This is a genomic window from Palleronia salina, assembly GCF_900141995.1.
Taxonomy (GTDB): domain Bacteria; phylum Pseudomonadota; class Alphaproteobacteria; order Rhodobacterales; family Rhodobacteraceae; genus Palleronia; species Palleronia salina.
In genome coordinates, this window is record NZ_FQZA01000016.1 from 13,841 (window position 1) to 37,333 (window position 23,493).

The following is a 23,493-nucleotide window of genomic DNA, read 5'->3' on the forward strand; positions in this document are numbered from 1 at the left end:
TCAGGCGATGTTGCGCAGCCGGTCGATCAGGCGGGCAACGCGCGACCCCCGGGGCTTGGCCGTCGTCTGAGCCGGGGTCGAGGTCACGCCCGCGGGCCGCTTCCCGATCTGCGACAGCGCCACGGCCGTCGCGGCGCCGGCCGCCAGCTCGGCCCCGGACTGCCGCAGACCGAAGAGTTGCTCGGCCTCGGCCGCGGCGATCATCGTGCCACTTTCGGGATCGAAGACCATGTGATGGTCGGCCGCCGCGTGCTTCTTGCCCTTTCCTTTCGCCTTCTCGTTCGGGGCGGGCGCCGGCTCGGGCGCCGGATCCTCGACCGGGACAGGTTCCGGCTCTGGCTCAGGCGCGGGCGGCGTCACGGATGCCGCCTCGGTCGAGACCTCGACGCGCTGACCGGACTCGAGCTCTTCGGCCATGATCGCCAGCGATTCGTGTTCGAGCCCGAGAAGGTGCCCGATCTCGTGGCGCATGACAGTCAGCAGATCGACCGCCCGGATCGGCGTGCCCTGAACCTCGGGCGCCGTTGCGTCGAGATACCAGCCCGCACCGGCCGCCGTCGTATCGATCAGGATCGTGTCACCATCGATCGTGCGGGCGAGCGTATCGCCCTCGAGATCGGCGATGACGATCGTGACCTCGCCCAGGGCCGCGATGTCCGCATCGTCCAGGAGACCCGTAGCCACCCAGTCCGCGACCGCCTGTTCGTAGATCGGCTGGGCGACGGCGATGTCGAGCTCGGGTCCCACGATGTAGCTGTCGCCACTGACATGGACCGCCGAACGAGAGGCCAGGCGAAGCGCATCCTCGAATTGCGGGTCGTCGGTGGCCAGGCGGAAGTCGTCGAAGCTCGCCGCGCCCTCGAGAACCATCAGGCCGAACGCCCCGTCCGACAGGACGGCGTTGAACCCGACCGAGCCGACCTCGCCACCGTTGAGCGACACGGCAAGGCCCGCGCCCTGCGTCGTGAGCTTGAGACGGTCCGTCCCCTTGGGCGACAGGCCGACGGCGAAGCTTGCGTCGACCACCTGGCCGTCCTCGTCGGTGGCGTGGCCGACCAGGATCCGGCCCCCATCCGCGTCGAGGGCAACGAACTTGTAGTTCAGCGCGTCGTAGCGATCGAAGACGAAGCCGGCCATGCCGTCGGTCTCGATGTCGACTTCCATCTCGAGAACCGCGTTGGCCTGCAGGCCGACCCCGAGGTCGACCGTCTGCACCGACGGCGCGGTGCCGTTGACGGTCCCCACCAGGCGACCCGATGTCTCGACCCAGCCCGCGCTTTGCGACACGCGCGGCAGCTCGGCCACGGGCGGCGAGAAGTCGTCGGTCTCGTCCAGCGTCCAGTCGGGCGGAAGCGTCTGGACCCGGAAGTTGTCGACCCGGCCCTTCGACCCGTCCATCCCGATCCCGACCATGCCGCCATTCAGCGGCACGGGCATGCCGTAGGCATCGATGCGCGGCGTGTAATCGTGGCTGAACCAGTTCACGCCCGCGACCTGCAAGGTCACGTTGTTGCCGTTCACCGCGACCAGCAGGTCGTAGTTCTGGCCGGGCTTGATGCGCACGGGCTTGTTCGACTGCACCGTATAGTGCCAGCCGCTCGCATCCACGTAACCCATCTCGATCTTGTTCGTGGACACGTTGATGCCCGCGAACTTGAAATCGACGTCCGAGTGATAGTCGAAGATGATATACGCGTTCGCCTTCCAGCCGCCCGTGGGCTTGTCGAGGTTCACCGTGGCCGCCAGCTCGTAATAGGTGGGCAGGAAATCATCCAGCAGAAAGACGCCTGACGCTTTCTGACCCTCGATCTCGGACGTCACGTTCATGATGCCCGCTTCGGCGGTGAAGCTGCCGGTGTCGGCGGCGAAGCCCTGGGTGGTCCGGTCGTTGAAGTCGGCCGTGCGCAGGATGTCCCGGCGCCCGCCCGGGATGTTTCCGGCCTGCGGATCGGTCGGCGGGCCGGATTGGTCCTGCCAGAAGCCACGGTCGCGCTGGGTCACCAGGCCAAGCTCGCCATAGGGGTCGCCCTGTTCCTGGATGACGTTGGAATAGCGGCTTTCATGGTTCGGGCCGATATCCGCCGTCCGGGTCATGTCGACCCCGTCCGAGAAGGCCTGTGCCGCCAGGAAATCCCATAGCTGCGGCGGCACCTGCCGGCTGACCGTCGCGATCCCGAAGGGCGCGAAGGGCACGATGTACGAGTTGAACTCGCCCAGGTGGTCGATCAGGCGATCGCCGCCGGTGTTGCCGATCAGGATATCCAGCCCCGCGCCGCCGAAGATCCTATCTTCCCACACGCGGTGCGTCTCGGGCGCGTCGTTCAGCGCGCCGGTCGTGTCGCGGCTGGCCCCGCCGTCGCCGGGGACGCCGACCACGTCGTCGCCGTTCATCAGGTCATTGCCGAAGCCGCCGTAGATATGGTCACGGCCCGTGCCGCCGACGATCCAGTCATTGCCCATGTCACCGAACAGGCGGTCGTCGCCGTCGGAATGAACCTCGATCCAGGAGCTTTCGATGGGTGTGCCGTTCGGCGCGAACTCGGTATAGCCGCCGATCAGTTCGCCCTCGGTGTCGGGCGCGTTCAGGAAGTACTGCTTCTTCCCGTCCGGCGCGCCGTCCTTCCAGAGCGTTCCGTCCTCCTCGAAGAGGATCGTGCGGCGCGGATCGTACTCGTCGTAGAGATAGAACTCGCCCGTGCGCTGCAGCGTCGGCGTCGGCTCGTTCCAGTGGGCGTCGCCCGAGTTGAAGACCAGGATGTTCGACGGGTTCCAGGGCCGCGTGAAGTCGGTCCTTGCCAGGCCGATGACCCCCGTCTGGTCGATATCGACGCTGACGTCGGGCAGCGTGCCGTAACGCTGGACATAGGCTTCGGACAGAACCTCGTGGCCGCCGATCGCGTCGTCGCCGGATCCGCCGTGGATGAAATCCTGGCCCAGGCCGCCGAACAGGACGTCGTCGGCGAAGATCGGATCATGCTCGTTCGGGTCGGCCGCGTAGACAGGCGCGAAGATCGAGCTGGCATCGCTGTCGAAGGGCGTCAGGTCCACCGACTTCACGATCTCGAACGCGATGTTGATTGTTTCCTGCTGCACCTTGCCCGGGGTGTAGATCGCCTCGTTCAGGACGTTGCCCTGGCTGGTGCGGCGATCCGGATCGTTCGTCAGCAGGCTGTAGATGCCGAACAGGCCCTCCGCATATTGCTCGCCGTAGGCCGCGTTCCCGACGATGCCGGTGTTGCGGCTGGTGAAGATGCGTCCGTCATCGCCCAGGATCCCGTCGACACCGGTGCCGCCCGAAATCCAGTCGGCGCCCCAGCCGCCGATGATGTCGTCGTGGCCCGCATCGCCATAGGCGATGTCCGCACCACCGCCGAGATAGACGATGTCGTCGCCCGTCTCGCCGTGCACCTCGTCCGCGCCGCCGATATCGGTCCGCGACCAGAAGCCGAAGGTGTTCCGCCACAGATCGTCCTGGCCAACCGTGAGACCCGCGTTCTTGTCGGCATCGACGGGGGTGTCGAGGTCGAAGAGATCGGGGCGGAAGTCAGGCCCGCCCGCGGTGTAATCCAGTAGCGTCACGCCGCGCACGACCACGCGCTCGCCATCCTCGGCGGCGTAATCGGCCACCGTTTCGCCATCGGCCACCTGGAAGCGGTCGTAGACGAAGCTCAGGAACAGACCGTTGCGGCTGTGGTAGAGCGCCTCGTATTGCGGGGCGAAGATGGCCGGATCGCTGGCGTCGAGCGCCTCGTCCGCGATGAGGTCGATGCCGTCGACGCCGACCAGCCGGATGATGTCGCCGTTGTCGCCGACAATGGCATCGGCGTCGCGGGCATGGGCGCCCAGGGCGTCGGTGCCGTCGCCGGGCAGATCGGCGTCATTGCGCGAGATCTCGACGCCGGAGCCGCCAAAGATCTTGTCCTGGCCGTCGGGACGTTCGTCCGCGGACAGACCGAAGAAGCTGGACGAGCCGCCCACGAGATCGTCCTGGCCGAGACCGCCGAAGATGACGTCGCATCCGCCGCCGCCCTCGATGTAGTCGGTGCCGTCTGTGGCGGGATCGTCGCTGAGGCTCGCCACCACCTTGAGCGCGCCGACGGGATCCTCGGGCCCAAGGGGGTTGCGGGCGGCGCCGACGCGCCGCTCGGGCGCTGTGATGCCGTCGATCGTTCCGTCGCCGCGTCCGGTGACCGCACCGTCGATGGTCCCGTCGCCCTGGATGACGTCGTTGCCCAATTGGCCGAAGATCTGGTCGTTGCCCGCGCCGCCGGCGATATAGTCGTTGCCGGCCGCGCCTTGCCCTTCGAGCCCGTCCGCGACGGCGAAGGTGTGATACCGCGCGTAGTCGATATCGTATTCGGCCCACCAGGACGGTCCGTTCGGGTCGCGGTAGTCACGCGCGATGGGCTTGCCATCTTCATCGAGCGACACCATCAGAACACCGCTGTTCGGGCCCGAGACGTCGTTCAGATCGTAGCCCGCCGAAGCCGGGCGGTCCGAGCGCGAATACATCAGGGACCCGGCCAGCGTCTGGAACCGCAGGCTCGCGATGTCGTCGTAGAGGCTGCCGTCGTCGCCACCGCGGCGCGACAGGTCGACATTGTCGCCGAAGATCAGGTCGTCGCCCTCACCGCCGTCGATCGCATCGGCACCGGCGCCGCCGATCAGGATATCGTCGATCTCGGAGCCGAATATCACGTCATCGCCACCGGTCTGGGGTTCGACCGACACGATCGCCACGACACTCGAAAGCAGCGTGGTCTGGATCTTCTGCGGCAGGTCGAACGGCTCGTTCGGATCGATCACCAGCTGATCCACACGGCCGTGGTCACCGAAGATGATGTCGGGCGTGCCGTCCGAAATGCCCGAGCCGTTGCCTTCGATCATGTCCTGCCCGGCCCCGGCCGCGCCCATCGGGTCGCGGACCGGGCTGGGCACCGGTGCGAAGGTGCTGTCGGCCGCCGTCTGCGTCGGGTCGAGCGACGGTGCCGGGCTGGCGTCGAGCGTCGAGACCGTCAGCGCGCGCGTCAGGATGTCGACGTTGATGCCGCTGTCGCCGTAAATGTGATCGGTGCCGCGCTGGCCGATGATCGTGTCATCGCCGGACCCGCCCGCCAGGTGATCGCCCGTCTGCGACCCGATGATCAGGTCGTTGCCGCGCCCACCGTAGGCGGTGATGCCGACCGACGGGAACAGGCCCTGGTCGGCGAGATCTGCGAACAGCGCCGAGGCGTCGATGATGTCGTTGCCGTGATAGTCGAAGGGATTGGCCAGCGGGAAAATCCACTCGTCATCCTCGTTCTCGGCATCGGGCAGGTTGGGGAACGGATCGAACGGCTTCTCGCCGAATTCGAGCCCGAGCCGATCGCTCGGACGGCCCGAGTACCAGATGCCGTCCTGGCTGGTGTCACCGTAGATGACCAGGGGGCTGTCGGGGCCCGCGCCGCCGGTGACGACGAAGTGGTCGCCACCGATGCGCTGACCGCCCGAGCGGGTGATGTCCACCACGGTCAGGATCAGCGTCCCGGTCAGCGGCCCGTAATCGCAATCGGCCAGCGCGGTGTCGCGCAGCACGATGGTGTCGGCATCCAGCACCCGGTCGACGGTGAAACCGCCGGCCTGGCCTTCGATGAAGATCGTCGAGCCCGCGGCGATGCCGTCGAATGTGTCACCGTCGGTGCGGCGGACGATGGTTTCCAGGGTCCCGTCGATCTCTTCGACCTCGATGGCGATCGTCGAGGTCAGGGTCTCGGTATAGGCGTCGGCCACGTAGACGGTCGTGTCGAGCGTGCCCGCGCCAAGCGTCGCGCCACCGACCGCCAGGGGGTCGCCGAGCACGAGGACCGAGCCGGTGCCCCAGGTGTCGAACGAGTCCTCTTCGCCGAAATCGGCCGGGTCCGCATCGCCGATGGCCAGGATCTCGCGGGTGAAATCCTCGCCCTCGAGCTGGATCACCTGCCCGACCTCGAAACGGCTTTCCGCGAAGTCGCGCCCGTCCAGACGGGTCAGGCTGTTGCCGTCGAAATCGAACGTGCCGGTCGTCGTGACCTGCAGGTTTCCGCCACCATGAAGCACCGTGAGGCCGCCGTGACGCCCCTGCACCCAGAACAGCGCATCGAGCGGACCGTCATCCAGGCCCTCGCCCTCGACGGTCAACGTGCGTCCGTCCTCCGAGATCTCGACCACGCGGACCTGCAGGCGCGTGCCCTCGGCGGTGTCGATACCCAGAAGGTGCCCCTCGAGAACCCCGTCCTCGGACCAATCGCCCGAGGCCCGGGACAGCGTCGCGCCGCCCGCGGTGGTGGCAACGGTCGCGACCAGCTGCACCGCCACGTCGGCGTCGCGGGCCACCAGCTTGGTGCTGCCCGAGAAATCCACGCCGGCGGGCAAGGCGCTTGCGCCCAGGACCAACAGCGAGTTGTCGTTCGGATCGCGCAGCGGCTCGCCCGTGATCGGGTCGGTCTCGCCCGGGCCGTAGGCCAGGTCGTCCTCGATGCCGACGATCCGGCCCAGAGACACCAGCGTGCCGTTCGCGGTTTCGGCGAAGACTTCCTGGCCGACGAGGAAGCCCTCGGCCTTCCAGTCGAAGCCCTCGCGCGAGATCATCAGCTTGCCGCCGAAATCGGTGCGGTCGAACAGGAACTGGAAGTCCGGATCGGACCAGCCCTCGGTGGCGGTGAACGCGTTCTCGGCCGACGTGGCGGGGGCCGGGTTCAGCGTGCCCTCGACATCCAGTCGGTCGTTGCCCTGCCCCAGCATCACGTTGACGACTTCGACGGTGCTTTCGACCCCGTCATTGGTCACGCCCGAGGCGCCGAAATTGACCTTGCCGAAGCTGATGCCGCCCGGGAAGGACAGCGTCTGCGGCCCCTGCCCTTCGGGCCCTTCGCCGAAGATCGGGCCGCTGACATCCGGGAACACCAGGTCGGGGCCCATGCCGAAGCCGGTCAGCGTGGTCTCGGTCAGCGTGCCGGTGGTGTCGGCCAGCGAACCGTCGTTGAAGACGTTCAGAACGTCGATCTGCTGGCTTTCCGGCGCCTGCGTGCCGATGGCGATGAGGAAATCGTCGGCCTCGCCCGGCAGCTTCACCCCGGGGCTGAGCGACCGGTCGGCGCCGGCGGGCCCGCCTTCCACGGCCAACGGGCCACGGATGTCGGACAGGCGGTGTGCCTTGACCGGGAAGACCTTCACACCCTCGCGGGTTGTCGGAACCTCGTAGAACGGGTCGGCCTCGAGCTCGATTTCGCGCAGGTTGAAATAGTCCGCCGCCGTGAAGGTGGTGACGGCGGCGATGCGCTCGACCGTGAAGGTGGCGGTCGCCCCCTCGGTGAAGGTCGCGGCCAAAGCCGCGTCGCTGGGCGACGTGAACTGCAGAACCGCGTCCTGCGTGTCGTTGAAGCCGCGGATGATGGCGATCTTGGCATCGACCGACAGCCCGCCCGCGCTTACGCGGACCCGCTGCCCTTCGACGAAGCCTTCGCCCAGCCAGCCGGCGGTCGCGCCCGTGGACTCGATCCGCTCAAGCCGCGCGGTGCCGTCCACCACGTCGTAGCGTGCGGCGCCGGTCCAGGTCTCGGCTTCGATCAGCTCGGACAGGATCACGTCGTCGGTCGTCGCAGCGGCGAAACCCGCTGCGGTCAGTGTCAGGGACTGGTCGCTGACGGCCAGGACCTCGTAATCGCCGTCGACGCCGCTGCCGCCGACGCGGATCAGGTCGCCGGCTTCCCAGCCTTCCTTCTCGAAACTGCCGAGATCGGCGCCTTCACCACGCGTGATCGTGGCCTGCCCGCCGTCCGAGCCGAAGATGAGCTGGCCGGTGTAAAGCTGCACGGGGCGCAGCCCGCCGATCACCTGGTAGCTCGGCGCGACGCCGTCGACGCTGGCCACATCGGCCAGGCCATCGGTGAGGATCGCCACCTGCACCGGCGCGTCGGGTTCCTTGGTCAGACGCAGGCGATAGAGGTCGGTGACGCTCTCATCGGCCACTGTATTCGGGTCGTCGGGGGTGAGGACCGTATCGGCCCCGTCCTCGAGCACGACCGACCCCGGGGTTTCGTTGTCGATGACCTCGATGTCCAGCAGGCCCGTGCCCGAGCGCAGGTTGGGGAACGCGAAGTCGCCGTTGGGATCCACGGTCGCGGCGTCGAGGTTGAAGCCGATCACGGCGATTTCGGGATCCTCGCGCACGAAGTCGTCGCGCGCATCGATATCCAGGATCACCGGCGCGTCCCAGTTCGAGGCGTCGAAGGTCAGCGTCAGGGCGTCGGCGTCGAACCGGGCGTCACCCGATCCGATCTCGATGGCCTTGTCGGTGAGATCGGCCAGCGCCGCGTCCCCGGTCAGCCCGCCGAAGTTCAGCTTGACCACGAGGGTGTCGCCCGGCTCGGGCGCGCGGGTGAGCTGCACCGAGACCTTGTCGGACAGGCCCGTGCCGTCGCCCTCGACGACCAGGGTGCGCCCATCCTCTTGCAGGGTGGTCGGGTCGAGCTCGGTCACCAGAACGCCCGGCGTGTCGTTGTCGCGCAGCTGCACCTCGACATTGCGGACGTCGATGGCGTCGTAATCCGCGCTGGTGCGCGAGATGACCGAGTGCTGGACCGCGACCACCCGGTCGCCTTCGGCCCGGGTGTCGTCGGGCGCCCAGAGATAGACGTTCTGGGCCAGGTCCCAGTTGTCCTTGTCGAAGCGCAGCACGACGCCGCGGTTCGGGGCCCACTCGGTCTGACCATCGACGACGACTTCGCGCAGGAAGCTGTCATCGGCGGCGGTTTCCAGACCGGCGAAGGTGTTGTTGGTCGTTCCCGACAGCGGGTCGGTGGACAGCCAGATCGACTCGCCCGCGCCATTCGGCAGCGGTGCCGGGTTGTCGAAGGCCTCGTCCCGTTCTTCCTGCGGCGACCGCGACGCGGAGACGGTGACATAGACCACTTCCGACCCGGTCAGCGCCCGCGCCAGTCGCACGGAATAGCTGTCGGAGGGGTTCGGCCCGCCCTCGCGCACCGCCGTGAAGCCGTCTGCGCCCTCGTCGACCACCACGAGGCCTTCGCCGTCGGTCGTGACGTTGTAATCCAGTCCGTCGACCACCAGGCCGTTGTAAAGCGCGTCACCCGAGCTCAGGCGGTGATCCACCGCCCCCGAGATGCCCTCGAGCTCGCGGGTGACGATATCCTCGACCACGTCGCCGGCCACGTTGATCGTGTCCGAGCCCAGCCCGCCGATGACGCGGTAGGCCACGCCGAACGCGGTGGACTGCACGAAGAACTCGTCATCGCCTTCCAGCCCGTCGACCTCGACCACTTCGACGGTCGAGTAGCGGACATTCAGGCCGGCCCCGAAGATGCCACCCTCGGTGATGACGATGTCGTCGGCGAACTCGGTGCCGAGGATCACCAGCTTGTCGAAGCCGGTGCCGCCGTCGACGGACACGGGCGCGTTGACGTTGTAGCGCACTTCGTCCTGGCCGCCGCCGGCGCGGATGTCGGGGGCCTGCGCGACCGAGAATCCGAGCCCGATCTGCGGACGGGCCACGCCGTCTTCGTCCAGGACGATGACGTCATCGGTGGTGTCGTTCAGGGTCTTGTAGACATCGAGGTAGTTGATCCCGCCATCGCCGTTCGTGTCGGTGTTGCTGGCGATCAGCTGGACCAGTCCGGCCTCGAGATCGTCCTGGTCGATGTCACCGTCGCCGTCCCAGTCGAAATCGGTGGTCGCCGCGATGGCGAAGGCGCGCACGATGAACAGGTCATTGTCGTCGTCGCCCTCCAGTCGCAGCTCGGACTGGTTCGAATAGACGCGGAAGGTGTCGTTCCCCGTTCCGCCCTGCGCCAGCACGGGGGCCGACGAGCCCTGGCTCAGCCAGCCACGCGTGGTCGGCACCAGCGCCGGGAACACGTCCTGTGGCAACAGGTTGCCATCGGCCTCGTTGCGATTCGCGCCGAAGATCTGGCCGATCTGGAATGTGTCGTCGCCCGCGCCGCCGTCCATCGTGGCGGTCACGGTCACGTCGTCCGAGTAGAAGCCGTCGTCGCCGCCGCGGCCTTCGACCGTGAGACGGCCGTTAATGCCGTCGTCATAGGCGATGCGCTGAACCTCGACCGAGGTCTCGTTGCCCTGGAGCGTGTCGGCGTATTCGTCCACCTGGCCGTGCAGCAGCGCCACGAAACCGGCCTTTTCCGCCGTCTCGTTGGGCAGGAAGGCCGCACCGCGCAGAAGGAACAGGTCGTCATCCTCGCCACCGAAGATGTCGAGCGTATCGGCGCCGTCATCCTCGGCGCCCGTGTCCAGCACGTTGATCACGTAGTTGCGGAAATCGCCCTGCGAACCGAGCGTGAAGACCTCGTAGCTGTCCGTATCGGCCTGCCCGTCCAGGGTCAGCGTGTGCTGCGCCCCCACGTCGAGCGTCGTGGCATAGGCGTTGCCGCCGGTCTGGCTCTCGTAGCCTTCGGTCGCGAAACCGATGGCCGAGATCGCCGGCGCGGTTTCGGCTGCCATGTCCTGCAGATAGTAGATGCGGAAGCGATCCTCGCCGTCGTCGCCGGTGGTGGCCGTCGCGTCGGCCGAGCCGAAGGCGCGGGTGCGCGAGCCCAGGTAGATGTAGCCGTCATCGCCCCACTGCGTGCCGCCCGCGACGCCGGATTCGTCGCCGAACTGGATCGTGTCCACGTCCGTGTTGCCGAAGATCCGGGTGGTGCGATCCGCCGCCGTGGTGTCCGTGGTGCTGTCGTCGGGGCGCCAGGTGCCGATCGGTGCCGCGCGCGTGGTGCCGGACGGTGTGCTCGGCGCACGGTTGCCGCCAACGACCATGATCGCGCCGGCGATGATCTGGCCGCGCAGCACGACCGTGGCCCCGAAGCCCGCGTCGTTGTCGGTATGGTCGGCGAACAGGTCGATGGCGCCCGCCGCGACGATGGCCGCGTTCTCGTGCACGTCCACGTCATCGCCCACGTTCAGCGTGACCTCGCCCGCTTCCGCCAGGATCAGGCCATGGGGCAGCGGACGCGGCGCATCGTCGTGGGTGCCGGGCAGCACGTCGTCGGATTCCGCGAAGCGCGCGTCGCCCGAGCGGATGAGCTGAAGGTCTTCGCCGGTCGAGGTCGCGCCCGCGGCCTCGCGCACGGTCAGGGTGATGTTGCCCAGGTAGGCATGGGCCAGCGCCAGGCGCAGTTCGCCATCGGTCTCGGTCAGCCAGATGCTGCTCTCGGCCTCGAGCGCCACGTCGTCGGTATTCGCCTCCAGCGAGACCTCCTGGCCGAGGCCCGCGCGGCTGTCGATCTCGAGATCGTCGCCCGCCTCGCCGATCGATCCGCCATTGGCGTCGAGATCCACGGTCAGGCCGATGATGTTGGCCAGGTCATCGTTGCGCGCGTCGATGATCGATCCCGAGGTCGTCCGCAGCGCAACATCGCCAAGCGTCTCGACCGAGTGGATGCGCAGGTCGTTCGCGACCTCGTCCACGAAGATGCCGTCGGTCAGCGTGGCCGTGATGTCATAGGCGCGCAGAACGCCCGAGGACAGGTCGCGGTTGTCGATGTCGGTCTCGATGAAGTTGTTCGCGCGCCCGATTCCGCCCGCCAGCCCGCTGGGGGAAACGGTCGGGTTGGTGATCTCGCCCGCCACGTCCACCGCATCGGGGTTCACGAACGAGGACGCGGCCACCAGCGTGATGTTGGTGCCCGAGATATCGGCAGCGGCGGCGTTGCTGTCGCCTTGGGCGTCCACGAAGCTCATGGGCGAATAGAGCAGAACGTCGTCGCCGGTCGAATTGATGGTCCCCACGCGGAAGTCGCCGGCAATCTCGGTCACGGCGATCCAGCCATTGGTGTCCACCGAGACGTGGCCGTCGCCGACGGTCGCGCCGGTCGTGTCGATCTCGGTCAGGGCCAGCACGTTGGTGGTCGTGTCGGCCGGGTCGTTCTCGGCGGAGACGACGTTGACATTGCCCACGCCAGACACGGCGCCGGCCTGGAGACCGGCGATCGTGCGGTCGCCGTCCGGGTCCAGCCCACGGAAATCGTAGGTCGTGTCCCGCTCGGTCGTGCCGCTGCCATACGCACCGGGGCTGACGCCCTGGGCCACGTTGCCCGGGGCCGGATCGCCGGAAACGAATTCCTGGTAGTAGACGAATCTCGCGGGGTCGATGTTGCCCAGGCGGTGCTTGACGATCACGCCGCCGGACAGTCCCGCGCCCGTCTGCTCGTAGGTCGGGCGCAAGAGCACGTCGGCGTCGTTGCCGGCCGCGATCCGGTCGACTTCGACAAGGTAATCGCCGGCCACATCGTCGCGCAGGAGCGCGCGCACGTCGAGCGCGATATCGTTGCCGGCATCGACCGTGAAGCTTTCGACCCCGGTCAGGCCATGGGTCTCGGACAGTTGGGCCGTCTGCGAGATGGCGACGGCATCGCCGGTCAGGTCGGCGTTGTCGTAGAGCTTCACCGCGATCATGGGCGTCTCTTCGGTGAACGCGTCGCCATCGAACGAGAGATAATAGAAATTCCCGTCGACCAGGCCGCCCAGCGGGGTGGAGCCATTGGCGTCATAGCGGACCATCTGGCCTTCGTGGAAACGGTTGGCGAGGCCCAGGAAGATCGTGTCGCTCAGCCCGTTGACCTGGCTGGTGCGGAACGAGAACGTCTCGGGCGTCCCCGCGCTTTCGACGATGTCCACGACGACCCTGTCGGCGAGGGTGCCCGCATCCTCGGCCGCGTCGATGTTGATCGTCTGCGTGCGGACGACGCCCGAGCCGCGCGACTGGGTGCCGATCACCGACCCGCCCTGCGCGACGATATTCGTCACGCCGATGGGGTTCTCGATGATGCCGTTCAGCTCGATATCCGTGTCGCCGGTCGAGGCGATCTGGACGAAGGTCGGCGACACGTCCGCTTCGATGTCGAAGGTCAGCGTCATCGTCTCGCTGGTGATGAGCGGGTTCAGCGTCACGATGGGCTGGCGGTCGGCCAGGACGTTGATGTCGTTGATCTGGATGTCCAGCGCCGAGAGGTTCAGGATTTCCACCCGCTGCAGGGTCTCGCGGAAGGTCCAGGTGCCGCCGGCGCCGACGATCGCGCTCGAGTCGAACGCCACGTCGCCGGGGCCCGGGTTGACGATGTCGTTCACGTAGATCTTGTCGCGCTGGATCGTCCCGGACGAGATCGCCTCGCGGCCCGCGCCGTCGTTGATGGTGACGTTCACCGCCTTCTCGATCCGGCCGCCGGCCCCGACGGTGAGCTCCTTCGTCACGAGATCGGGCGACCGGCCCGAGAGGATCAGCACGTCCGAGTTGAAGTTGATGATGTCGCTCTGGCTGGTCGAGCCGTTCTCGTCGGCATCCCCCGCGGCCAGGGACCGACGGGACACGTCGGCGTCCTGGGGGTTGGAATTGCCGGTCGCGACGGTGGTCACGAGGAAGGCCAGACGCTGTTCCCCGAACGGGGCCTGGTCATAGTCGTAGCCGGCCAGGTCGCCCGACCCGCTTTCGTCACGCGGCCCGGCGGTGACCAGGGCGCCCCCGGCGCCGACCACCTGCGCGGACACGTCCACGTTCGGACCCGAGAGATCGCGGTTCGTATCCGCCCGGACATAACCGAAAAGACCGGTCGACCGCGCGAAGGCGTCGGTCTCGATCTCGTTGCCGGTCACGATGGCGCGGAAATCGACACCCTCCCAGCCGGTGATTTCCGCACCGCTGGCGATCGACACGTCGCTGACGACCTTGTAGGTCGCCTTGGCGTCCGATGTGCCCTCGGCATAGAAACCGGCGCCGCGGCCATCCGCGTCCGCCTGCACGTCGGTCCCGGTCGCGTTGGACACGAGGCTGACCTCGTTGCCTTCGACGATCGCGTTGGCGCCGACGCTGACGCCCATATCCACGTTCGACATGAAGAAGTCGGCGTCCGCGTCGCCGTCGCCGCCGAAGCCGATGCCGGTGCCCCGCGCCTTCGCACGGCCCGTCATGGCGCCGTCCGACGTGGCCGAGATCAGATCGCCCGCAAGGATCACGGCATTGTCCGAAACCGCGACCGCCGAGGTGAAATCGCCGTCGATCTTGGCTTTCGCCCGGGCGATACCGATCCCGCCGCCGGTCGTCGTCTTGCTGTCCGCAACCAGGTCGCCGTTCACGTTCGTCGAGAGAAGCACGTCCTCCTTCGCGACGATCTGGGTGCCGTTGCCGATGGACAGGTTCGCTGTGATCGGATCGGCGCCCTGGTTGATGAGCGTGTCCGCCAGGCCGACGGCGATCAGGCCGCCATTGCCGTTGCGTCCATTGGTCGACCCCTCGACATCCGCCGTGGCCGAGACCGATACGGTTTCATCCGAGGACACCAGCGCGGCCGAGACGGTCGCGTCCACGTCCGGCGTGACATTCAGCGACGCGAACTGGACCTTGGCGCTGATCAGGCCGCCGCCCGACCCGGTGACCACCGAAGACGACACGCCGTCGCCCGATTGCGGGGCGACCTCGTTCAACTCCAGCCCCCCCTCGCCGAATACCTTCTGACCGACGAAGTCGCCCGTATCGAGATCCACGCGCAGCTCGTAGGTGTCGTCGCCGCTCACGCTGTCCAGGTCGATGCCGAATTCGCCCAGCAGGTGCACCTGGTTGGTGGCGCTCGAGAAGCTCAGGTTGATGGCGGGGCCGTTCTCGGACTCGCTCAGCTTGACGTCATTGCCGTTGGCCGCGACCACGTAATAGGCCTGCCCGTCGACCAGCCCGTCGATGGGCAGGTCGCCCACATGCGTCAGCGTATGGACGGAGGTGTTGCCGTCATTGCTCTGCGACGGCTTGTCGGGGCTCAGCTCGACCGTGTTGGAGCGGAACGTGTCGACCTGGGCCACGCCGGAGAGCGTCGTCAGGGGCTCGGTCCCCGAAAGCGTCAGGGTCGCGCCGCTGAGCGAGGCGATCGTGTACGTTCCGTTATTGTCCACCGAGCCGGAGATCGTGATGGATTGCCCCGTGCGGAACCCGGCGGAGAACCAAGTGCCGTTCTGCAGAACGATGGAGTCGGTCGTGCCGTTGCGCACGTAGGTCACCGCGTCCGAAAGCGCGGCCTTCAGGCGCAGGGACGAGGACGTGCGGTCGGCGACCTCGTAGGTGGCCCCGACGCTCAGTCCGCCCAGGGCCTGTCCGGAATCGGGCACGCGCGGCGGGTTCAGGTTTTCGTCCACCTCGGTCGCCTCGGCCGTGTAGACCACGAGATCGCCATTCGAGAAGCCATGGCTGCGGAAGGAGAAATCCTCGTCGCCGTCTTCGTCGATGAAGACGATCCGGTCGTTGTCGTTCGCCGTCAATTCGCTGTCGGTATTGACATCGACCGTGGCGGTGCCGAAGTCCTGGCCGCCCGGGGCCCGGTAGGTCAGCACGTCGCCGACGCTGTAGCTCTTGCTCAGCGTGATCTCGTCGGTGACGCTGTCGATGTTGTTGGGCCGGAAGGTGCCGGCGTTGGACTCGTACCAGCCGGGCCCGGCCTTGGTCGCATCGTCCACGAGCTTGATGGTGGTGCTGTCGATGACGGCAACGAAGAAGGTCGTGCCGGCCGCGCTTTCGAAATCGGCGCTCGTGCCGTTCGTCTTGACGATCCGCACCTCGTCGCCGTTCTGGAAGTTGTGCCCGCGCGCGAAGGTGATCTCGTCCCGAGCCGCGTCGATGTTGCCGCCGCTCAGCGCGTTGCCCAGAGCGATCGTGCCGGCGTCGATGACCAGCGCGTTGTAGGCTCGCGTGGCGCTCGAGCCCAGCTCGACCGCGATCCCCTCGGTCAGGCCGTGGCGCGCCACGCTCAGCGTCTCGGCGCCGCCATTGGTCGACTGCACAATGTAGGTCGGACGCTCGCTGTCGTCCGGCAGCGTCGCGGCGGCGCTGATCGTGACCGCGCCGGTCGCCGTCAGCGCCGTGCCGCTGGCGATATCCGCCAGGATCGTCGGGTCGAGCGTGGCGCTCGCCTGCGAGGCGGCCACGTCGATCCCGCCGCCCGAGACGCCCTTGGTGTCCGCGTCGACCTCGGGCAGACCCTTTGCCGAGACTTTCACGGCCCCGATCGCCGAGATGCCGCGATCCTCGCCGATGCGTGCCGTGATCGTGCTGGCCGAGGTTGCGGTGGACGTGTTGAAGGACGCCGAGATGATGCCGCCGCCCGCGGCGTTGACCCGCGCCGAGGCGCGGTCCGCGGCTTCGGCCTCGACCGTCAGGGCGCCCGAGGCGATGTCCACGGTCGACCCGTCCGTGCCGTCCTCGATCTCGGCACGGGTGGTTCCGCTGGCGGTGGCGGTCGCCTGGGTGGTGCCCACCGCGGCCAAGATCCCGACATTCAGCCCATCGGTGAACCCGCGTGCGATGTTGGCGGCCCGTGCCGCCACGGTGACGTTCCCGCCGGACGCGCCATCGTCGCCCTGCGTATCGATTTCCGCGCCGCCACCGATCGTGGCGACCGTCGTGCCGTTGGCCACGGCATGCGCCTCGTTCACGGTGACGCCGCCGGCGGTGACGCTCGCGGCCTCCGCCTTGGCGTAGGCGCGGTAGATGTTCGTGTCGATATTGCCGAAGTTGTGCTGCGCGCGCACCAGAACGCTGCCGGCACTGATCGTACCGCTGGCGATGGTCGCGGTGACGTTGGGCGACAGGGTCGCGTTGGCGATACCCACGCCGGCCCCGGCGATCCCGCCCGAGACAGAATTGTTCTCGGCCCGCGCCTGCCCCAGCGAGTCGGCCAGCACCTGCACGAATCCGGTGACGGTGACGTCACCGGCCTGCTTGGCGCGGATGGTCGGCGTCGTGGTCGCGGTCGCGGTATGTGCGAAGATCGCGACGAGCCCGCCGCCCGACGCCTCGGCGAAGACATCGGCCGAATTGTTGGCGTCGGCCTCGATCTGGAGCGATGCGCCCCCGGTGATGGTGCCGAAGGACTCGGCCACGGACGAGCCGTTCGCCTCGGCCGTCGCGACGCTCGCACCGACCGCCACGGCCCCGACCGAGACGGCCAGAGCGTCGGCATCCGCACGATTGCGCAGGTCCGAGCGGATCATGATCGCGCCGCCATTGGCGTCGATGTTGCCCCCCGTTCCGATCAGGGCCGCCACATCGGCATTGGCGCGGGCCGTGGGGGTGGCCCCGGCCCCGCCGACGATACCGCCCGAGCCGGCTTGTGCCTCGGCCTTGGCGCCCCGGTCGCCCGCCACGTCGGTGTTGTGCGTCGCGGTGATGGACAGACCCTGGATATCCGCCGTGATCGAGCTGCCCAGCGCCGCGGTGACGTCGGGGCTGACGATCGCGCGGGCATAGGACGAGCCGATACCGACAGCGCCGACCGATACGCTCAGAAGGAAGGCGTCGGCATCCATCTCGGAGGATGCGGTGACCGAAACGGCCCCCGTCGCGCCCAGTTTGGCGCCGTTGCCGATCTCGGCCAGCACCTGCGGGGTCACGTCGATATAGGCGAAGTTGATCCCGACACCGACAAGACCGGCCGTGACGCCGTAGGTCGTGCTGTCGGCATCCACGATCGAATTGGCCAGGATCGAAACGGCGCCGACCTGTTCGGTCTGGCCGATCTCGGCCCCCGTACCGATCCGCGCGATCGTTTCATCCGTGCTCGCGTCGCCGTCGTCGAGGTTGAGGCGCGAGAAGTTCACGCCGACCGCCGCGGCCCCGGCCACCACGCTGTAGGTGGCGGTGTCCCAATCCTGGTCGTTGGTCGCGGTCACCGACAGCAGGCTCGCCCCGTCGACGGACCCGCCGTCGGTCACCTCGGCCAGTTGCTGACCGCGATCGTTCACGACGTTGACCGTCGCGCCGACCGCGACCGCGCCGGCCTGCACGCCAACGGCCAGAAGGTCACCCTTGCGTTCGCCATTGGCGGAGACCGACACCGTGTCGCCAGCCGTGGTCGCACCGCCAAGGCGCGCGCGGACCGCGCTGTTGACGGTCACGACGGTCACACCCGCGCCGACGCCGACGAAGCCGCCCGCCGCCGACCCGGTGATGATGTCCAACGTCACGATTTCCTCGGCCGAGACGCTGACATTTCCCGCCGTCTCGATCGTCGCGCCGGACAGCACGACCGCCGAGGTCCCGTCTTCGGGCTGCACTGAATACGCCAGCTTGTTCGACAAGTCGAAGCTCGCGCGGTTCTGCTTGGCCGAGACGGCGGCGGCGCCCGCGCGGCCATCGGCCGAGGCGCTGTCCTGTCCCGCGCCGCTGTCGCCCATCGCCTGGAGCGAGTCGTCGCTTTGCTGCGCGACCTTGTCGGTGACGGAGGTGGCCTGGCCGACCTGATCGGTTCCACCGGTCGTGGTCGCGTCCTCGGTGTTGCCCTGGTCGTCGGTATAGCTCGAGTCGAAGGACGACCCGATGGCCAGGACGTTGATCGCCCCCGAAACGCCGACCACGCCGGCTCCACCGGCGGCGACATAGCCTTTGACGACCTTGTCCGAGACCGAGATGACGTTGACGCTGCCCTTCGCCGTCAGGTCCGCGCCGGCGCCGACGGTCGCGCCGGTGTCGTTGCGCGCGCTGGTATAATTCACCGAGGCGCCCACGCCCACGAAGCCGCCCGCGATCCCCAGCGCGCCGGCCACGAGCGTCAGCTCGTTCGCGGCGCCGATCCAGATGCCCTGGTTGGCGTCAACTTCCGGCTTGGTGTAAAGGCCGGCGTTGCGGTTGATCTGCGCGTCGTCGCCCACGGTGGCGAAGGTATCGCTGTCGACCACGGTCACGTTCACCGCACCGGCGACGCCCACCGTTCCGGCACCGGCCGCGAAGGCCAGGTGCAAAAGGTCCTCGCTGGACCGGGCGAGCACGATCACACCGTGACCTTCGGTGGTGTCGATCTTGCCGTTGGAGTCCCGCGTTCCGTCCAGCGCGCCGTCGATGCCCGTGCCAGCGCCCAGCGCGTCCACTTGCGCGCGGTCGCCGATATAGGCGTTCGTATCCTTTTCCAGGATGACGACATCGACCGACAGACCGATACCGGCAACGCCGCTGAACCCGGCGCCGCCCACGATCAGGGTGTGCTCGGTGTTGTCCGTCGCGCTGACCGCCACATCGCCGCCGGCGACAACGATCGCGTCGGCCCCGATGCCGGCATCCACCTCGTTGTCGATGGAGACCACGGCGATCCCGCCGCCGATGCCCACGGTTCCGCCCACGGCCGCGCCGACGCCGAGGATGAAGAAATCTTCCTTCGCATCGGCCGAAACGACGACGTCGTTCTCGGCTTCGACCGCGGCCCCGAGCCCGATCGTCGCGTCCACGTCCAGGACGAGCGTCGAGATATCGACGCCCGGTGCGACCGCGGCCGTGCCGCCGATGCCAACGCCGGTCCCGACACCCACATGGCTGAAATCGGTCACCGCGTTGACGACCACCGATTGCGCATCCGCGCCGTCATCGCCGGTCCGGTTGACCTGCGCACCGGCCCCGATGGCCGCATTGACGGTGGTATCCACGACGTTGATCGCCGCGCCGATGCCGATCCCGAAGGTGCCCCCGGCGGCGAAACCGATGGCATAGCTTTCCAGGTCTTCCTTGCCTGACGCCGAAACGACGACACCCGATACGGCATCCTCGTCCAGCGTGGCTTCACGCTCGGCCGTCAGGCCAGGGTCCGAGATCTCGGGGGCCGGGTTGCTTTCGGTCTCGGGGTCGTCGCCGCTATCCGCCCGCGACACGAGGTCGGTATCCACGTCCGTTTCCGGCAGGCCGATCTCGAAATCGTCGGCGTCGGGGCGCGCGCCGTCGAACTCGAACGCGTCCGTGCTGACACCGGTGCCCGACGCGACGGTGCCCACGTCGTAGTCGCCGATGCGCGCGGTGGTCGCTGTTTCCCCCAGGCCGGAGACATCGGCATTGGCGCCGATCATCGCCTCGGTCGTCTTGGTGATGACGGCCACGCCCACGCCCGCGCCGACACCGCCGGACCCGCCGGCCGAAGCGCCGACGACGATGGCATCGACCTCGGTCTCGTCCACGGCCTGGACCTTGACGCTGCCGCGGGTCAGGACCGACGCGTTCGCGCCGATGGCCGCCGTGGTGGTCAGGGTCATCACCATCACATCGGCGCCCACGCCGACGCCGACGCTGGACCCCGCCGCCGCGGCGACCGCGAAGGTGGCCACGCGCTCGGTGCTGTCGGCGGTGATCTCGATATTGCCATCGGCGAAGCTGTCGGGCCCGTCGCCGCGCACGGACACTCCGTCGCCCAGGGTCGCCTCGGTGGTCTTGGTGATCGTGTGGACGTTGACGCCCGCACCGATTCCCGCCGACCCCGCCGACAGGCCAAGTGCGCCTGCGACCGACAGGACCTCGGTATGGGAATCCACGTCGAGCGCGACGCCCGGATCGGAAGCACCGGCCGAGACAGCCTCGACGACCGCGTCGTCCGCGATCGTGGCGCGCGTGGTCTCGTTCATCACGGTGACCAGGACCGAGCCGCCCACCGCGACGCTTCCGCCCGAGACACCGGCGCCAACCACGATATCGAGGATATTTTCACTGGACTGCGCGCTCAGCGTGAGACCCGCGGCACCTGCCGTGTCGATGCGGGCACTTTCGCCGATACGGGCCTCGACGGTGTCGGTGTGCACCAGCACGGTCGAGCCGATGCCGATACCCGCGCTGCTGAGCGACGCCGCGGCCCCGCCCGAGATGAACAGCATGTCGAGATGGCCCGACGCCGCGACGGTGACATCGCCCCCGGCCGAGACCTCCGAGACGTTCGACGCGCCCGCCGCGCTCTGGATATCCGCCTTCGCGTTGGTCAGCACGACCGCCACGCCGATCGAGAAGGCCGCCGCGACACTGTCGCTGGAGGCACCGAAGGTCGCCGCGACCGAGGTCAGGTTGTCGACGGCATGGGCGGTGACCGACACGTCGCCCTCGCTGGAATAGACATCGGCCCCGGCTTCGATGGTGGCCAGCGTATCGCGGCGCACCACGTCGACATTGATGGCGACGCCAACGCCCGAACCGCCGATCGACAGCCCGATGGACCCCGCCCCGGTAAAGAGCGTGAGGATATCCTGCGCCGAGACCGTCACGCCCTCCTCGCCCGCAACGTCGGCGCCGGTTCCGATGGTGGCATTCGTGTCGATGTCGATCACGTTGACGCTGGCCGAGCCGCCGACCGCGGTGCCGCCATTCGCCGCCGCGATACCGGCCGCGAAGTTGGTGACCGAGACCTCCTGCGAGATCGTGTTGGTATCGTCGGTCGGATCCTCGAGCTCGAGCGTATCGGTATAGGGCGTGAAGCTGGCCGTGGCGGAAACGGTCGTCGCCCCGCCTTCGGCCGAGACCTCGGCCCCCGCGCCGATCTCGGCATCGGTGTCGAGATCTTCGACGATGTTGACCGAGACGGCGATGCCGACGCCGGTGCCCGACCCCTTTGCCGACAGCGCCGCACCGCCGGCGAGGTTCTGAACCTCGACACGGTTGGTCGCGATCACGTCCAGGTCGCCGTTGGTCGCCGAAACGCTGGCGTTGTCGCCGATCGAGGCATCGCTCGACAGGTCGATGAAGTTGATCGAGATCGATCCGCCGACCCCGGTGCCCGAGGACACCGCCCCCGCGAGCGCGCGAACGTTGAAGACATGCGCCGTGTCGTCGGGCTGTACCGCGGCGACCTCGACCGACCCGCCCGAGACATCGGCCGTGCCGATCTTCGCCGCGCTGTCGAACAGCGTGATGTTCAGCCCGACCGCCGCAGCGACGCCGGTATTGCTCTGGATGTCGGTGGAGGTCGCGGTCGCGATGGCCTTCGCTGTCAGCTGGCTGGTGGTCTTGACCGACACCGCGCCCGTCGCCGCCAGGTCCGCGCCGTCGGCGATCTCGGCCGTCGCGCTGCCGTCGAGGAAGTTCACCGACACGGTCGCGGCCACCGACGTGCCGCCGCTGGAATTGGACCCACCCGCCTGGCTTTTCAGTCCGGTCCCGGATTCGTCCGTGGCATTCGTGTTCGCGGTATTGAACATGCCGTCGCCGGTCTGGCTCGACGCGTTACTGCCGCCGCCCTGGTTCTGGGCGAAGCTGGTATTCTCGGTCACCTCTTCGTCCGAGGTGTTGCTGTCGCCGCCGCCCGACTTGGTCTTCGACTGCCCCTTCGCGCTGGCCTTGGATTCGGTGATCGACGCGACCGTGGCCGTGGTCGCGACCGTGGCGCTGGCCGCGGTGTTGGTTCCGGTGGTCATCGCCCGCGACACGGTGGCGTCGGTATCGTCCTGCCCGATGTTCAGCGCGACCGACGCGCCGACCCCCACATTGCCACCCGCAGCTTCGCCGTCGGCGCGGGTGGTGTAGTGCGCCGCGCGGTTCGCCGTCACGCTGAGCGCGCCGCCGGTCATCGAGAAATCGCCCGTCCCGGTGCCGATCCGGGCGTCCGTGTCGGCCTCGATGTACGTGACGGCCACGCCGCCACCCACGGCGGTGTTGCCTGCCGCGCCGGCCTGCGCCTCGGTGATGGCGCCATCGTCCTCGGTCGGCAGCAGGCTGGACGTCACGTCGACCGCGACGCCGTTCGCCGTGCCGGTCATCACGGTGCCGGTCTCGATCCCCGCATCGGTGGTGTCGAAGGTCACGGTCAGCGCTATACCGGCGCCGACGCCGGTCGAGCTCTTGCCCTTCGACAAGCCCTTGGCCGAGGCTAGGGTCTGTTGCGTCGTGTCGCTGCGCGCGTCGATGTCCACCGCCCCGCCGGTCAGGGTGAGCGTCGAATTCGCGCCGCCCATGATCGCGACGGTGTCCGAATTCACGACCGCGACCGCGAACGAGCCCGCGATGCCGGTATCTCCGCCCGAGGCGCCAGACGACGCCTTCGTCACGTGGCTGTGGGTCAGGTTGCCGCCCACGTCCTTCATGGTCGCGCCGAGGGTCAGGCCGTTGGCCGAGACGTCGGTGCCGGCCATGATCCGGGCTTCGTTGTCCATGTCGACGACGTTGACCGCGACGCCCACGCCGACCGCGTCGCTCTGGCTGGTGGTGCTGGCCGAGCCGTCGCCCTGCGCGGCGCTGTCCGTGTTGTTGGAACTGCGCACCGCCACGGTGCCGGTGGCATCGACCATGAGCGCGCCGTCGATGGTGGCCGTCGCCGCCGAGGTCTGAACGTTGACGGCGATGGCCGCCGCGACGCTGACATCCGAGCCGCCCTTCGACGCCTTGCCGGTGGCCGTCTTGCCCGAGCTGCCCGTGCCGCCCGCAGCCTGGTTCCCGCGCGAGGTGGCCGCGCTTTCCTGCGAATTCGCGCTGGATCCGGCGGATTTCTTGACGCCCGTGGCAGACGCGGTGGCATTGGTCAGGCTCGCCCCGTCCCCGTGGGCGTCCAGGCTCACGTCGCCCGCCACGTCCAGGTCGCGCGACAGGCTGGATCGCGCGGCATCGGTCACGATCCCGACGGCGACCGATGCGCCCACGGCCGTGGACCCGGTGCTCTTGCCGGTGGCCGTCGTCTCGGTCTTGCCGTGATGGATGGCGCTGAGCGACAGCGATCCGGTGGTCTCGAGCGTATCGCCGATGCC

1 protein-coding gene (running past one end of the window) is annotated in these 23,493 nt (G+C 68.2%); it reads right to left on the reverse strand.

The features are described 5' to 3' along the window. Nucleotides 1-23,493 carry the 3' portion of an LEPR-XLL domain-containing protein gene (locus BUB76_RS15980; RefSeq protein WP_084140713.1) on the reverse strand. Its footprint extends 6,081 nt past the window's final position, so 23,493 of the gene's 29,574 nt are visible here — the last part of the coding sequence; its start codon lies beyond the right edge, outside the window — the gene reads right to left on this strand; it ends in the stop codon at nucleotides 1-3.